The following is a 14258-nucleotide window of genomic DNA, read 5'->3' on the forward strand; positions in this document are numbered from 1 at the left end:
TGCCGATACGGCGGGGGTCGCTGCTGTCACTTGGCGCCGAGCGCCTTCTGCAGCGCGGCGAGGTTGGACTCCATCACCGCCAGGTAGTCGTCACCCCTGGACTTGTCCGTGATGCCCTCCAGCGGATCCAGGACGTCCGTCCGCAGGCCCGTGTCCGCGGCGAGTGCCTTCGCCGTGCGGTCACTGGCCAGCGTCTCGAAGAAGACGGTGGACACCTTCTCCTGCTCGGCGACCGACTGGAGCTCCTTGATCCGGGCCGGACTCGGCTCCGACTCCGGGCCGATACCGGCGATGCCGTGCTGGTCCAGGCCGTACCGCTCGGCCAGGTAGCCGAAGGCGGAGTGGGCGGTGATGAAGGTCCTGGTGGTGGTGTTCCGCAGGCCGTCGGCGAACTCGGTGTCCAGCGCCTTCAGCTTGCCGACCAGTGTCTCGGTGTTCTTCCGGTAGTCCGCGGCACGGTCCGGGTCCGCCTTCGCCAGCGAGTCCCCGACGCCCTGGGCGACCTCCGCGTACTTCACCGGGTCCAGCCATATGTGCGGGTCGCCACCTGCCTCGGCGCCGTGCTCCCCGCCCGCCTGGTCCTCGTCCGCATGCTCCTCGTCCTCGTGGCCGTGGTCGTGACCGACGTCGGTGCCGTGGTCCTCCAGTGTCGTCAGCGTCGCGGCATCGACGGTGTGCTCGACCCCGGACTGCGCGATCGCCTCGTCGACGGCGGGCTGCACGCCCTTCAGATAGAGGATGTAGTCGGCCTGGCGGAGCTGCGACGCCTGCCGGGGCTGCAACTCCAGGTCGTGCGGCTCGACCCCCGGCTGCGTCAGCGTCCTGACCTCGACGTGGTCGCCGCCGATCTGCTCGACCAGGTACTGCATCGGGTAGAACGACGCGACCACGTCCAGCTTGCCGCCGTCCTCGCCGCCACCCGCTGCCGAGGAGGTGCCCGAGCAGGCCGAGAGTGTGACAAGCCCCAGCACGGTCGATCCGGCGAGAGCGGCGGTGGATATACGGCGGCGTACGTTCATGACAGTCATTTTCAACAAATGTGGAAACGATTGTCAATTGAATCATCGATCGCGATCAGACGGTGACCGCCGGCCCCGCCTTCTCCTCGACGCGGCCCGTGCGCGCCCTCCCCGTGGCTGCGGCGGATCGTGAGCCACCCCGCCACCCCGCCACCCCGTCGCCCGCCACCTGCCGGCCGCGCCCGCATGCCCTTCCGCGCCCGCACCGCACCAGACCGGCACTGGACCGGACCGGCACTGGACCGGACCGGACGGGACCGGACGGGACCGGCATCGAACCGGACGGGACCGGACATGATCGGACGGGGCGGACACGGGCACCGCACCCCGGATCCAGCGGCGCGTCCCGGGCCCCTCCACTGCCCTGAACGGGGTGGCGAACCGATTTGATACAGGGGGTACGGGCGCCGGTAATCTGAGGCATTCGCACTTCGTCGTCGTAATGAAGAGAGCACCGTGGCCGCCGACAAAATCGACACGATCGTCAACCTGAGCAAGCGCCGTGGGTTCGTCTACCCCAGCAGCGAGATCTACGGTGGCCAGCGCGCCGCCTGGGACTACGGACCGCTGGGCACCGAGCTCAAGGAGAACATCAAGCGCCAGTGGTGGCGCTACATGGTCACCTCGCGCGAGGACGTCGTCGGTATCGACTCGTCGGTGATCCTGGCGACCGAGGTCTGGGAGGCCTCCGGCCACGTCGCCACCTTCACCGACCCGCTCACCGAGTGCACCTCCTGCCACAAGCGCTTCCGCGCCGACCACCTCGAAGAGGCCTACGAGGAGAAGCACGGCCGCAGCCCCGCCGGCGGCCTGGCCGACATCAACTGCCCGCACTGCGGTACCAAGGGCCAGTTCACCGAGCCCAAGCAGTTCTCCGGTCTCCTCTCCACCCACCTCGGCCCCACCCAGGACTCCGGCTCCGTCGCCTATCTGCGCCCCGAGACCGCCCAGGGCATCTTCACCAACTTCGCCCAGGTCCAGCAGACCTCCCGCCGCAAGCCGCCCTTCGGTATCGCCCAGCTCGGCAAGTCCTTCCGCAACGAGATCACCCCCGGCAACTTCATCTTCCGCACCCGCGAGTTCGAGCAGATGGAGATGGAGTTCTTCGTCAAGCCCGGCGAGGACGAGCAGTGGCACGAGTACTGGATGGAGCAGCGCTGGAACTGGTACACCGGCCTCGGACTCCGTGAGGAGAACATGCGCTGGTACGAGCACCCCAAGGAGAAGCTCTCCCACTACTCCAAGCGCACCGCCGACATCGAGTACCGCTTCCACTTCGGCGGCAGCGAGTGGGGCGAGCTCGAAGGCGTCGCCAACCGCACGGACTACGACCTCGGCGCCCACTCCAAGGCCTCCGGCACCGATCTGTCGTACTTCGACCAGGAAGCCGGCGAGCGCTGGACGCCGTACGTCATCGAGCCCGCCGCCGGCGTCGGCCGCACCATGCTCGCCTTCCTCCTCGACGGCTACAACGAGGACGAGGCGCCCAACGCCAAGGGCGTCATGGAGAAGCGCACCGTCCTGCGCCTCGACCACCGCCTCGCCCCGGTGAAGGTCGCGGTCCTGCCGCTGTCCCGCAACCCCCAGCTCTCCCCGAAGGCCAAGGGCCTCGCCGCCGACCTCCGGCAGAACTGGAACATCGAGTTCGACGACGCCGGCGCCATCGGCCGCCGCTACCGCCGCCAGGACGAGATCGGCACCCCGTACTGCGTCACCGTCGACTTCGACACCCTCGACGACAACGCCGTCACCGTCCGCGAGCGCGACACCATGAAGCAGGAGCGCGTCTCGCTGGACCAGATCCAGGGCTATCTCGCCACCCGCCTCCTCGGCTGCTGACGTCCACCGTCGCGACGGCGGGGGCCCCCGGTTCCGGACCCGGAACCGGGGGCTTCGCGCACACGGGCCCCATGGCGCCGACCACCGCAGGCGGGCCCCATGGCGCCGACCACCGGTAGGCGGGCCGGCCCGGTGCCGACCGCCCGGCACCGCCCGGCACCGGCCGGCTGGGGCTGGCGGCCGGTGCCGGCGCGGACATGACCCCGGGCCGGGCTGGAAAACCAGGTGTTCGATCAAGCCGGACTCGGTACCGTCGTCGCATGTCCTCCTTCGTGCTGATCTACGAGTGAGAGTGCGGCGGGCGCGTCCCGTCCCCACCAGCTGAACCTCAGACCACTTTCCACACGAGGGGAGAACCCCGTGGCCAAGAGCCGCAACAACCTTCTCGGCGTCGGCGGGCAGCGCGGGAGGCTGTCCCGAGCCGACCGGCGGGACGACGGCCCGGCGGGCCGGGCAGACCGCCGGGCGGCCGCCGAGCAGAAGCAGGAACTCCTGCGCAGGATGCGTGAGCGCGCTCGGCCCGCCGGCGACGCCCGCGGCGAGGCGTCCCGGACCGAGGACAGCGCACAGGACTGACACCTGCACGCCGCGGGTGCCCGGTTCACGCCGCAGGTGCCCGGACCACCCGGTGGTCCGGGCACCTGCGGCTTCGCGGATGCGGTCGCGGAATCCGGAGCCATGATGGAAGGGGCGTACCTACCGGAGGTGTGTGACATGGCGGAGCTGGACCGCGGAGTGCCGCCCGAGCGGCTGGAGGACGGGCTGCTGCTGAGGGAGCTGGAGGCCATCCACCGCACGCGCCACGAGACCCTGCTGTACGGCTCCGACGATGCCCTGGAGACCCACACCTCCCGGATGGGCGCTCTTGAGGCCGAGTACCTCCGCCGCCATCCCCGGCGGGCCACGTCGAAGGGCCGGACCCGGGAGGGCGCAAGGGCCCGGACGTGCGGTGACGCCTGAGGCGGGCTCCGCGGCAGCGGTGTCCGTCCCGGCCTCGCCCCTGACGCTGGTGCACGCCGGCCGGCCGCCGTGCGGCGCGCGCCCCGGATCCGCCGCCGGCGGTCGCACCCCTCACTTGCCCATGCGCCCCGGCGGCCCCGCGCCGGCACCCCGTCCGGTGGCCATGGATGGTGTGTCCCACCGTGCGCGACAATGGCGCAATGACCACGCTCGCCCCGTCCCCGACGCTGTCCATCGGCCCGCATGCCGTGCGGCCCCCGGTGGTGCTCGCACCCATGGCCGGCATCACCAATGCGCCGTTCCGTACCCTCTGCCGCGAGTTCAGCGGGGGCAAGGGGCTGTTCGTCAGCGAGATGATCACGACCAGGGCGCTGGTCGAGCGCAACGAGAAGACGATGCAGCTCATCCACTTCGACGCGTCGGAGCGGCCGCGTTCGATCCAGTTGTACGGGGTGGACCCGGTCACGGTCGGCAAGGCCGTCCGCATGATCGTGGACGAGGACCTGGCCGATCACATCGATCTGAACTTCGGCTGCCCGGTGCCCAAGGTGACGCGCAAGGGCGGCGGCTCGGCGCTTCCGTACAAGCGGAACCTGCTGCGGGCGATCCTCCGCGAGGCGGTCGGGAACGCCGGGGGCCTGCCGGTCACCATGAAGATGCGCAAGGGTATCGACGACGGTCACACCACCTATCTCGACGCGGGGCGGATCGCGGTCGAGGAGGGTGCCACGGCCATCGCGCTGCACGGGCGCACGGCGGCTCAGCACTACGGCGGCACGGCGGACTGGGGCGCGATCGCCCGGCTGAAGGAGCATGTGCCGGAGATCCCGGTGCTGGGCAACGGCGACATCTGGTCGGCGGACGACGCGCTGCGGATGATGCGGGAGACGGGTTGCGACGGGGTGGTCGTGGGGCGCGGCTGTCTGGGCCGGCCGTGGCTGTTCGGCGATCTGGTCGGCGCCTTCGAGGGGTCGGCGGCGCGTGCGCGGCCGTCGCTGCGGGAGGTCGCGGAGGTGATGGTGCGCCATGCGCGGTTGCTGGGGGAGTGGATCGGGGACGAGTCCCGTGGCGTGATCGACTTCCGTAAGCATGTGGCGTGGTACCTGAAGGGGTTCGCGGTCGGGTCGCAGATGCGCAGGGAGCTGGCGGTCACCTCGTCGCTGGAGGAGCTGACCGCTGGGTTGGGCATGCTGGACCTGGAGCAGCCGTGGCCGTCGGGGGCGGACGGCCCGCGCGGGCGTACGTCGGGGAACGGCCGGGTGGTGCTCCCGGACGGCTGGCTGAGGGATCCGTACGACTGCGCGGGTGTGGGCGAGGACGCCGAGCTGGACACGTCCGGGGGCTGACCGGGAGGCGCTCGGCGAGGCCCGGCAGGGTCCGGGTGCGAGCGGGTCCGGATGAGGGGATCCGGTCGTCCCGGCGGCGTGATTCTCACCACCCCTGATAGAGGTTACGCTCAAATGAGCACTCCTGGGGTTGCTGTGACTTCGGAAGGGGTGGCACGCAGTGCCACCCCTTCCGTATTCAAGAGGTTAACTCAAATGCCTTGAACGCTGCTCATTTGAGCGGAGATGTTCCGCTTCGGGTCAAGGGCTCTTCGAGGGGTGAAGGTGCGTCGAGTCACCGCTGCACGGTCAGAGACCTGGGATCTGCTGGCGGACGGGTGGTTACGGCCGAATGACGGACAAGTGGACGTACCCACGTTCCTTCGATCTGGGTATGTTCCTCGCCGTCAGGGCAGCCACCGAGTCCTCGAGGAGTCGAGACCCGTGTCGGAAATCAGAGATCAGAAGTTCGTCTACGACTTCACCGAGGGCAACAAGGAGCTCAAGGACCTCCTCGGTGGCAAGGGCGCGAACCTCGCCGAGATGACCAACCTCGGTCTGCCCGTCCCTCCGGGCTTCACCATCACCACCGAGGCCTGCAAGGTCTACCTCGACAGCGGCGAGGAGCCCGCGGCACTGCGTGACGAGGTGAGTGCGCACCTCGATGCGCTGGAGCAGCGCATGGGCAAGAAGCTCGGCCAGGCCGACGACCCGCTGCTGGTGTCCGTGCGCTCCGGCGCCAAGTTCTCCATGCCGGGCATGATGGACACCGTCCTGAACATCGGCCTGTCCGACGCGTCGGTGGAGGGCCTCGCCCGGCAGGCCGGCGACGAGCGGTTCGCGTGGGACTCCTACCGCCGGCTCATCCAGATGTTCGGCAAGACGGTCCTCGGCGTCGACGGCGAGCTGTTCGAGGACGCCCTGGAGGCGGCCAAGGAGGCCAAGAAGGTCACGGTCGACACCGACCTGGACGCCGCCGACCTGAGGAAGCTGGTCAAGCAGTTCAAGAAGACCGTCACGTCGGAGACCGGCCGCGACTTCCCGCAGGACCCGCGCGAGCAGATGGACCTGGCCGTCAAGGCCGTCTTCGACTCCTGGAACGGGGACCGGGCGAAGCTCTACCGCCGCCAGGAGCGCATCCCGCACGACCTCGGCACCGCGGTCAACATCTGCTCCATGGTCTTCGGCAACCTCGGCCCGGACTCCGGCACCGGCGTCGCCTTCACCCGCGACCCCGCCTCGGGCCACCAGGGCGTCTACGGGGACTACCTGCAGAACGCGCAGGGCGAGGACGTCGTGGCCGGCATCCGCAACACCGTGCCGCTCGCGGACCTGGAGTCGATCGACAACAAGTCCTACGACCAGCTGATGCAGATCATGGAGCGGCTCGAGACGCACTACAAGGACCTCTGCGACATCGAGTTCACCATCGAGCGCGGCCGGCTGTGGATGCTGCAGACCCGGGTCGGCAAGCGCACCGCGGGCGCCGCCTTCCGGATCGCCACCCAGCTGGTGGACCAGGGGCTCATCGACGAGGCCGAGGCCCTGCAGCGGGTCACCGGCGCCCAGCTGGCGCAGCTGATGTTCCCGCGCTTCGACGAGACGGCCCGGGTCGAGAGGCTCGGCCGGGGCATCGCCGCCTCCCCGGGCGCTGCGGTCGGCAAGGCCGTCTTCGACTCCTACACGGCGGTCAAGTGGTCGCGCTCCGGGGAGAGGGTCATCCTGATCCGCCGCGAGACCAACCCGGACGACCTCGACGGCATGATCGCGGCCGAGGGCATCCTGACCTCCCGCGGCGGGAAGACCTCGCACGCCGCCGTCGTCGCCCGGGGCATGGGCAAGACATGCGTCTGCGGCGCCGAGGAGCTGGAGGTCGACACCAAGCGCCGCCGGATGACGGTGAGCGGCACGGTGGTGGAGGAGGGCGACGTCGTGTCCATCGACGGCTCCACCGGCAAGGTGTACCTCGGCGAGGTCCCGGTCGTGCCGTCCCCGGTGGTGGAGTACTTCGAGGGCCGGATGCACGCGGGTGCCGACGACGCCGACGAACTGGTCCGGGCCGTGCACCGGATCATGGCCTACGCGGACCGGATGCGCCGGCTGCGGGTGCGGGCCAACGCCGACAACGCCGAGGACGCGCTGCGCGCCCGCCGCTTCGGTGCGCAGGGCATCGGGCTGTGCCGTACGGAGCACATGTTCCTCGGTGAGCGCCGCGGGATGGTGGAGAAGCTGATCCTGGCCGACACCGACGCCGAGCGGGAGGAGGCGCTGAAGGCGCTGCTGCCGCTGCAGAAGAGGGACTTCGTCGAGCTGTTCGAGGCGATGGACGGGCTGCCGGTGACGGTGCGGCTGCTGGATCCGCCGCTGCACGAGTTCCTGCCGGACATCACCGAGCTCTCGGTGCGCGTGGCGCTCGCCGAGGCCCGCAAGGACGCCAACGAGAACGACCTGCGCCTGCTGCAGGCCGTGCACCGGCTGCACGAGCAGAACCCCATGCTGGGCCTGCGCGGAGTCCGTCTCGGCCTGGTGATCCCGGGGCTGTTCACGATGCAGGTGCGGGCCATCGCGGAGGCCGCGGCGGAGCGCCGCGACGGCAAGGGCGACCCGCGTGCCGAGATCATGATCCCGCTCGTGGGCACCGTGCAGGAGCTGGAGATCGTACGGGAGGAGGCCGAGCAGGTCATCGCCGAGGTCGAGGCGGCCACGGGCGTGGAACTGAGACTGGCGCTCGGCACGATGATCGAACTGCCTCGCGCGGCACTGACGGCCGGTCAGATCGCGGAGGCCGCGGAGTTCTTCTCCTTCGGTACGAACGACCTCACCCAGACCGTCTGGGGCTTCAGCCGGGACGATGTGGAGGCCTCGTTCTTCACGGCGTACCTGGAGAAGGGCATCTTCGGTGTCAGCCCGTTCGAGACGATCGACAAGGACGGTGTCGGCTCGCTGGTGCGCAACGCGGTGGCGGCAGGGCGGGCCACCCGCCCGGACCTGAAGCTCGGTGTGTGCGGCGAGCACGGCGGCGACCCGGAGTCGGTGCACTTCTTCCACGAGGCCGGACTGGACTACGTCTCCTGCTCGCCCTTCCGGATCCCCGTGGCACGGCTGGAGGCGGGCCGTGCGGCGGCCCGGCCCTCCGGCAGCGACAGCCGCTGATCCATCCGGCCGCACCCGCGGCCGGCCCCGGCCCCGGGGCCGTCGGTGGTCCCCGACCCTCACCGACCGGCCGGCGGTCCCGGTGCACCACGAGACGGGCGGGACGGGCACCTTGTGCGGAGGTGCCCGTCCCGCCCGTCTCCTTTGGCGGTGCCGCCCGCCGGCGCGCCGCCGAAGGAGACGGGCCGGGCGGAGGCATAGGTGATTCGCGCCATTCGTTGAGCAAAGAACAGGCGGAGCGCGGCCGACGGATCCCCACCCGCCGGCCGCGCTCCATTCCCGATGTCGGACACGGAGCCGCAACCTCCGCCGACCGCCGCCAGGCGTGGAAAGCCCCCCACGGTCTTTGCCTCGCCCCTCGGTACCCGAAGGTTTCGTGCCCGACGTCGTACAGCTTTTCGGTTCGCTGCCCTGTTACGCGATGCGTTTCAACTGTGGCTGAAACACCGTGGTAACGTCCTGTGATTGCATGCATACTCAGTGACGGGGGCGATTGCGGATGCAACAGTGGGGGTTCCGTGCTGCGAATCCACTTCACCGGTGACGACCTCGCCAGGGTGCGGATGGCGGCCAGACCGGATGTTCTGTGGGAAACGATTCTGAGTTTCCACCGCCTGAGGGACCGGCGCGGCGCCACCGTCTTCGGCGAATGGCGGACGGAGACCCGGGCCCGGCTGAACGGCGAAACCCGGCTCCTCTCGGCGCTCGTCCCGCAGCGCGGCTATTTCCCGGACTTCCTCACTCCGCCCGAGGCGCTGGAGGGACTGGAGGAGGGACTTCAGGCGGTGCGGGCGACGCCGGGGCCCAGACTCGCGGCGGAGCTGGCGCTCCTCGCGGCGGAGCGGCCGCACGCCGTACCCGCGGGCCGGCTCTCCGGCCTCGCCGAAGGCGCCGACGGGCCGATGGACCGGCTCGTCGGGGTGCTCCGCAGCTACCACCGCTCCGCGGTCGAGCCGTACTGGGCGCACATCCAGGCGGCGGTGGAGGCCGATCGGGCCGTGCGGGGCCGGGCCCTGCTCGACGGGGGCGCGGACGAGCTGCTGGCCTCGCTGCCGCCGATGCTGCGCTGGCGCGGGCCGGTGCTGGAGGCCGACTACCCGGTGGAGCGCGAGCTGCGGCTCCGCGGGCGCGGGCTGCTGCTGCAGCCGTCGTACTTCTGCCGCGGCACGCCCGTGGTCCGCCGGGACCCCGAGCTGCCGCCGGTGCTGGTCTACCCCGTGACGCACACCGGGTCGCCGATGACCTGGGAGGGGGGCGGGATGTCGCTGGGAAGGCTCATGGGGCACACCCGCTCGGCGGTGCTCCGGTCCATCGGCAGCGGCTGCACCACGAGCGAACTCGCCCGCCGGGCGGGGGTGTCGCTCGCCTCCGCCAGCCAGCACGCCTGCGTCCTGCGGGAGGCCGGGCTCGTGGTCACGCTGCGGAACGGGAACGCCGTGCTGCACACGATGACACCGCTGGGCACGGCCCTGCTGAGAGGCCGCGCCCAGCGCGATCCGGAGCCGCCGGGAGCGCTTGCGACCGGACCGCTTGCGACCGGACTCACGTCCGCAGCGGTGCCGTCGCCTCGCAGGTGATGCCGCCGGCCGGGCCGCTGCCGGCGCCCCGCCGGCCGCAGGCGCGCGGCCGCCGCCCGTCCGGCGCGAGGGGCGGGGCCGGTGGCCCTCGGGGCCGATCGCGTCCCGGCCGGATGCCGCCGTACCGCGGGGCCCGCCCGCCGTCCCCGTCAGACCCGGCGCACCGCGTATACGGGCACCGAGACCCCGTCGTCGTCCAGGCAGCGGCCCGTGGCCAGGTCGAACCGCTGCTTCAGCAGCGGGGAGGCGACGAAGGGCCGCCCGTCGGCGGAGCCCAGCAGGCCCCGGGACAGGACCTGCGCGCCGGTGAACGGGTCGCGGTTGCCGATCGCGTACGCGGTCCCGGCACGGTCCAGGAAGACCGCGGCCTGCCGGCCGCCGGGGAGCAGGGCCGCCATGCCGCGGCCCGGGGTGAGCCGGGCGATCTCGCAGACGGGCAGCCAGCTGCCGGACAGTTCGATCTGGAGCGTGAGGGGGGGTGCGTCCTGGACCGTCATCGGGCGGGTGTCCCTTCCGGTGTGAGTACGGTGAGGTCGGGCTTGATCTGCTCCCGCTCGGGGACGAACCTCACGGAGGGGTCCGGTGCCCCCGGGGCGTTGACGAACGACACGAAGCGGCGCAGCCGGTCCGGGTCGTCGAGGGTCTCGGCCCATTCGTCGCGGTAGCCGGCCACATGGCGGGCCATCATCGCCTCCAGTTCGCCGCAGAGCCCGAGCCGGTCGTGCACCACGACGTCCCGCAGGTGGCCGAGTCCGCCCTCCAGGCGCTCCAGCCAGACCGAGGTGCGCTCCAGGCGGTCCGCGGTGCGGATGTAGAACATCAGGAACCGGTCGATGAGCCGGACGAGTTCGGCGTCGGACAGGTCCTGGGCGAGCAGGTCCGCGTGGCGCGGGGTGGCCCCGCCGTTGCCGCCCACGTACAGGTTCCAGCCGTGGGCGGTGGCGATCACGCCGAAGTCCTTGGACTGGGCCTCCGCGCACTCGCGGGCGCAGCCGGAGACCGCCGACTTCAGTTTGTGGGGGGCGCGCAGGCCGCGGTAGCGCAGTTCGAGGTCGATCGCCATGCGGACGCTGTCCTGCACCCCGTATCGGCACCAGGTCTGCCCCACGCACGACTTGACCGTGCGCAGCGACTTGCCGTAGGCGTGGCCCGACTCGAAGCCGGCGTCGACCAGCCGCGTCCAGATGGCGGGCAGCTGGTCCACGCGGGCGCCGAACATGTCGATCCGCTGACCGCCGGTGATCTTCGTGTAGAGGCCGAAGTCGCGGGCCACCTCGCCGATCACGATGAGTTTCCCGGGGGTGATCTCGCCGCCGGGGATGCGCGGCACGATCGAGTAGGAGCCGTTGCGCTGGAGGTTGGCGAGGAAGTGGTCGTTGGTGTCCTGCAGGGCGCCCTGCTCGCCGTCGAGGATATAGCCGCCGCCGAGGCCGGCCAGGATGGAGCCGACGGCGGGCTTGCAGATCTCGCAGCCGTCGCCGCCGCGGGCCTCCTCGCGCCCGTGGGAGTCGAGCAGTTCGGCGTATGTGGCGAGGCCGAGGGTGCGGGCGATCTCGTACAGCTCGCTGCGGGTGTAGGAGAAGCAGCCGCACAGGCCCTGGTCGGCGGCCCCCGGCAGCAGCCGGCCGATGACCTGGACGCAGCTTCCGCAGCCCGTGCCCGCCCTGGTGCACTTCTTCACCTCGGGCAGGGTGGTGTGGGCGCGGATCTGAGCCTTGGTGACGTTGTGGCAGGAGCAGACCACGGCCTCGTCGGGCAGCGCGGACGGGCCGAGGGCCGCGGGCGCCCCGGTGCCTGCGGGCAGCACCAGCTGCTCGGGCGGTACGGGGGGTACGGAGCCGGTGAGGGGGCGGAGCATGCCGTAGGACGCGGCGTCGCCGACGAGGACGCCGCCGAGCAGCGCGCCGTCCGCCGCGACCACCAGCTTCTTGTAGACCCCGGAGCGGGAGTCGGAGTAGACCACGTCGAGGCAGCCGTCGGCCGTGCCGTGCGCGTCCCCGAAGGAGGCCACGTCCACGCCGAGGAGCTTCAGCTTGGTGGAGGTGTCGGCGCCGGTGAAGACGCTGCCGGAAGCCTCGCCGGCGAGGACGTCCGCGACGGTCTTGGCCATCTCGTAGCCGGGTGCGACGAGCCCGTAGACCCGCCCGTCCGCGGCGAGGGCGCACTCGCCGATCGCGTACACGTCGGGGTCGGAGGTGCGGCAGTGCGCGTCGACGGCGATGCCGCCGCGCTCGCCGACGGCGAGGCCGGTGTCGCGGGCCAGCCGGTCGCGGGGGCGCACGCCGGCGGAGAAGACCACCAGGTCGGCGGCGAGCGACGAGCCGTCGGAGAGGTGCATGCCGGTGACGGCGGGGCCGTCGGCGACGATCTCCCGGGTGCCGGTGCCGGTGTGGACGGTCAGGCCCATGTCTTCGATGGTGCGCAGCAGCGCGGCACCGCCGCCGTCGTCGACCTGCACCGGCATCAGCCGGGGCGCGAACTCCACGATGTGGGTGTCCAGGCCCAGGCCCTTGAGCGCGCCGGCCGCCTCCAGCCCGAGGAGTCCGCCGCCGACGACCACCCCGGTGCGGGAGGTCTTGGCGTACTCCTCGATCGCGAGGAGGTCCTCGATGGTGCGGTAGACGAAGCAGCCCTCGGCGTCGCGGCCCGGGACGGGCGGCACGAACGGGTGGGAGCCGGTGGCCAGGACGAGCGAGTCGTAGGGAAAGGTCCGCCCGCTGCGGGAGGTGACCGTGCGGGCGGCGCGGTCGATGTGCTCCGCCGGGTCGTCCAGATGGAGTTCGATGCCGTGCCGGGCCAGGAACCCGTCCTCGACGAGGGACAGCTCGTCGGGCGTCCGGCCGGAGAAGTACGAGGTGAGCCGGACCCGGTCGTAGGCGGGGCGGGGCTCCTCGCACAGCACGACGACCCGGGCGCGACCGGTGACCCCCCGCTCGGCGAGGGCCTCCAGGAAGTGCTGGCCGACCATCCCGTGGCCGACGAGCACGATCGTGGGGGTGGTCATCTCAGAGTCCTCCATCGGTGGTGAGCAGGTGGAGCAGGGGTGCGTCCGGGAGCGGCTCGCCGCCCTCCCAGGCCCGGGCGAGCGCGCCGACGGAGGCGAGGTCGCCGAGGAGTACGCCGCCGACGAGCCGGTCGCCGCGGACGACGACCTTCCGGTAGGCGCCGCGGGTGGCGTCGGCGAGGCGGACGACGTCGTCCCCGGGCCGCGGCGAGGGCTCCCCGAACGCGGCGATGTCGAAGGCGCCGGCGGATCCGAGGGTGAGCCGGGTGAGGGACCGGGTGCCGGTGTAGCGCCGGCCCCCCGGTCCCGTGTCCGGTACGGGTCCGGCCGCCAGGACCGAGGCGAGCACGTCGGCCTGCTCCAGGGCGGGGGCCGCCAGCCCGTAGACGGTGCCGGCGTGTTCGGCGCAGTCGCCGACGGCGTGGACGCGCGGGTCGGACGTGGTCAGGGTGTCGTCGACGACGACACCCCGGCGGACCGCGAGGCCGGCGTCCGCCGCGAGGCCGGCGCGGGGCCGGACGCCGCAGGCGAGGACGACGTGGTCGGCGTCGAGGACGAAGCCGTCGGCGAGTTCGACGCCGGTGACGGCACCGCCGCGGTGGCGCAGCCCCCGGGCGTGGCACTCGGTGTGGACCTCCGCGCCGAGCCCCTCCAGATGGCGGCGCACCAGGCCGCCGCCCTCCGGGTCGAGATGGCGGTCCATCAGGGTGGGTCCCTGGTGGGCGACGACCACGTCCGTACCGCGTTCCGCCAGCGCCCGCGCGGCCGAGACGCCGAGCAGCCCGCCGCCGACGACGACCGACCGGCTGCCGGGCCGGGCCGCGGCCGCCAGCGCCTGGCAGTCGTCGAGGGTGCGGAAGGGGTGCACGCCGCCGGGCAGCCCGCCGTCGAGCCCCCGCAGCGGCGGCAGCACCGGGTTCGAGCCGGTCGCCAGCACCAGGTGGTCGTACCCCGCGACCGTGCCGTCCGCGCAGTGCACGGTCCGCGCCCGGCGGTCGATCCGCACCGCCCGCACCCCGTGCCGCACCGCCGCCGCGTCCCCCGGGACCGGGGGCAGCGCGATCACCTCGGGGCCGTACCGGCCTGCCAGGACATCGGCCAGCAGCACCCTGTTGTAGGGGGCGTGCGGCTCCTCGCCGAGCAGCGTGACGTCGTACGCCGGCGCGAGCTGCCGCGCCAGCCGCGCTCCCGCCATCCCGGCGCCGACCACCACGATCCTCGCATCCATGGATGCAGACTGAGGGGTGGGTGTTACCCGTCGGCATCCCGGTTGTTTCCCGCGCGGAACACTGCCCTCAGCCCCCGCCCGCCCGGGGTGTGAGGGGCCCGGCCGGCGGCCGCGGCCCGGGGAACCTCAGAGGCAGCTCAAGACTCACGGGTT

At 71.9% G+C, this 14258-nt stretch carries 10 protein-coding genes; 6 read left to right on the forward strand and 4 right to left on the reverse strand.

Going from position 1 to position 14258, the window contains the following annotated elements; translation table 11 throughout:
• Nucleotides 1–26: 26 nt before the first annotated feature.
• Entirely contained in the window at nucleotides 27–1019 is a 993-nt protein-coding gene (locus SCWH03_RS01880) for a metal ABC transporter substrate-binding protein (protein WP_173260893.1), read from the reverse strand.
• Nucleotides 1020–1475: 456 nt separating this feature from the next.
• Here SCWH03_RS01880 and SCWH03_RS01885 point away from each other — a divergent pair, with 456 nt between their 5' ends.
• The 6 genes from SCWH03_RS01885 (at nucleotide 1476) to SCWH03_RS01910 (ending at nucleotide 9873) form a co-directional block, all read left to right on the forward strand.
• Complete coding sequence (locus SCWH03_RS01885) at nucleotides 1476–2858, forward strand: glycine--tRNA ligase (RefSeq protein ID WP_173260895.1); 1383 nt, start codon at nucleotides 1476–1478, stop codon at nucleotides 2856–2858.
• Between the two features lie 360 nt (nucleotides 2859–3218).
• On the forward strand, nucleotides 3219–3434 hold the full coding sequence (locus tag SCWH03_RS01890) for a DUF6243 family protein (RefSeq protein ID WP_173260897.1): 216 nt from the start codon (nucleotides 3219–3221) through the stop codon (nucleotides 3432–3434).
• A gap of 138 nt (nucleotides 3435–3572) precedes the next feature.
• Nucleotides 3573–3818, forward strand: coding sequence for a DUF6158 family protein (locus SCWH03_RS01895; RefSeq protein WP_173260898.1), 246 nt, complete (start codon nucleotides 3573–3575; stop codon nucleotides 3816–3818).
• Nucleotides 3819–4018: 200 nt separating this feature from the next.
• Nucleotides 4019–5164: a tRNA dihydrouridine synthase DusB gene (dusB, locus tag SCWH03_RS01900; protein WP_173260900.1), complete on the forward strand. Its 1146-nt coding sequence runs from the start codon at nucleotides 4019–4021 to the stop codon at nucleotides 5162–5164.
• Between the two features lie 423 nt (nucleotides 5165–5587).
• Nucleotides 5588–8296 (forward strand): pyruvate, phosphate dikinase, encoded by a 2709-nt coding sequence (ppdK, locus tag SCWH03_RS01905; protein ID WP_173260902.1) that lies wholly within the window; start codon nucleotides 5588–5590, stop codon nucleotides 8294–8296.
• A 518-nt stretch (nucleotides 8297–8814) separates the two neighbouring features.
• Nucleotides 8815–9873: an ArsR/SmtB family transcription factor gene (locus SCWH03_RS01910; protein ID WP_254076497.1), complete on the forward strand. Its 1059-nt coding sequence runs from the start codon at nucleotides 8815–8817 to the stop codon at nucleotides 9871–9873.
• A 149-nt stretch (nucleotides 9874–10022) separates the two neighbouring features.
• Here the strand turns inward: SCWH03_RS01910 and nirD are convergent, their stop codons facing one another.
• The 3 genes from nirD to SCWH03_RS01925 are packed head-to-tail and all read right to left on the reverse strand — an operon-like array spanning nucleotide 10023 to nucleotide 14105.
• Complete coding sequence (nirD, locus tag SCWH03_RS01915) at nucleotides 10023–10370, reverse strand: nitrite reductase small subunit NirD (protein WP_173260905.1); 348 nt, start codon at nucleotides 10368–10370, stop codon at nucleotides 10023–10025.
• The gene (gene nirB / locus SCWH03_RS01920; RefSeq protein WP_173260907.1) at nucleotides 10367–12877 is read right to left on the reverse strand and encodes a nitrite reductase large subunit NirB; all 2511 of its coding nucleotides are present in this window, start codon (nucleotides 12875–12877) and stop codon (nucleotides 10367–10369) included. The genes nirD and nirB overlap by 4 nt, the downstream gene beginning before the upstream one ends.
• 1 nt (nucleotide 12878) lies before the next feature.
• Nucleotides 12879–14105, reverse strand: a complete 1227-nt coding sequence (locus tag SCWH03_RS01925) for an NAD(P)/FAD-dependent oxidoreductase (protein ID WP_173260909.1) — start codon at nucleotides 14103–14105, stop codon at nucleotides 12879–12881.
• Between the last annotated feature and the right edge of the window lie 153 nt (nucleotides 14106–14258).

This window comes from Streptomyces pacificus (genome assembly GCF_011766325.1).
Classification (GTDB): domain Bacteria; phylum Actinomycetota; class Actinomycetes; order Streptomycetales; family Streptomycetaceae; genus Streptomyces; species Streptomyces pacificus.

Bases quoted from the DNA above. Each gene is read 5' to 3' on its own strand.
- nirD (WP_173260905.1), bottom strand. From the start codon at position 10,370: ATGACGGTCCAGGACGCACCCCCCCTCACGCTCCAGATCGAACTGTCC.
- nirB (WP_173260907.1), bottom strand. From the start codon at position 12,877: ATGACCACCCCCACGATCGTGCTCGTCGGCCACGGGATGGTCGGCCAG.
- SCWH03_RS01925 (WP_173260909.1), bottom strand. From the start codon at position 14,105: ATGGATGCGAGGATCGTGGTGGTCGGCGCCGGGATGGCGGGAGCGCGG.
- dusB (WP_173260900.1), top strand. From the start codon at position 4,019: ATGACCACGCTCGCCCCGTCCCCGACGCTGTCCATCGGCCCGCATGCC.
- SCWH03_RS01895 (WP_173260898.1), top strand. From the start codon at position 3,573: ATGGCGGAGCTGGACCGCGGAGTGCCGCCCGAGCGGCTGGAGGACGGG.
- SCWH03_RS01880 (WP_173260893.1), bottom strand. From the start codon at position 1,019: ATGAACGTACGCCGCCGTATATCCACCGCCGCTCTCGCCGGATCGACC.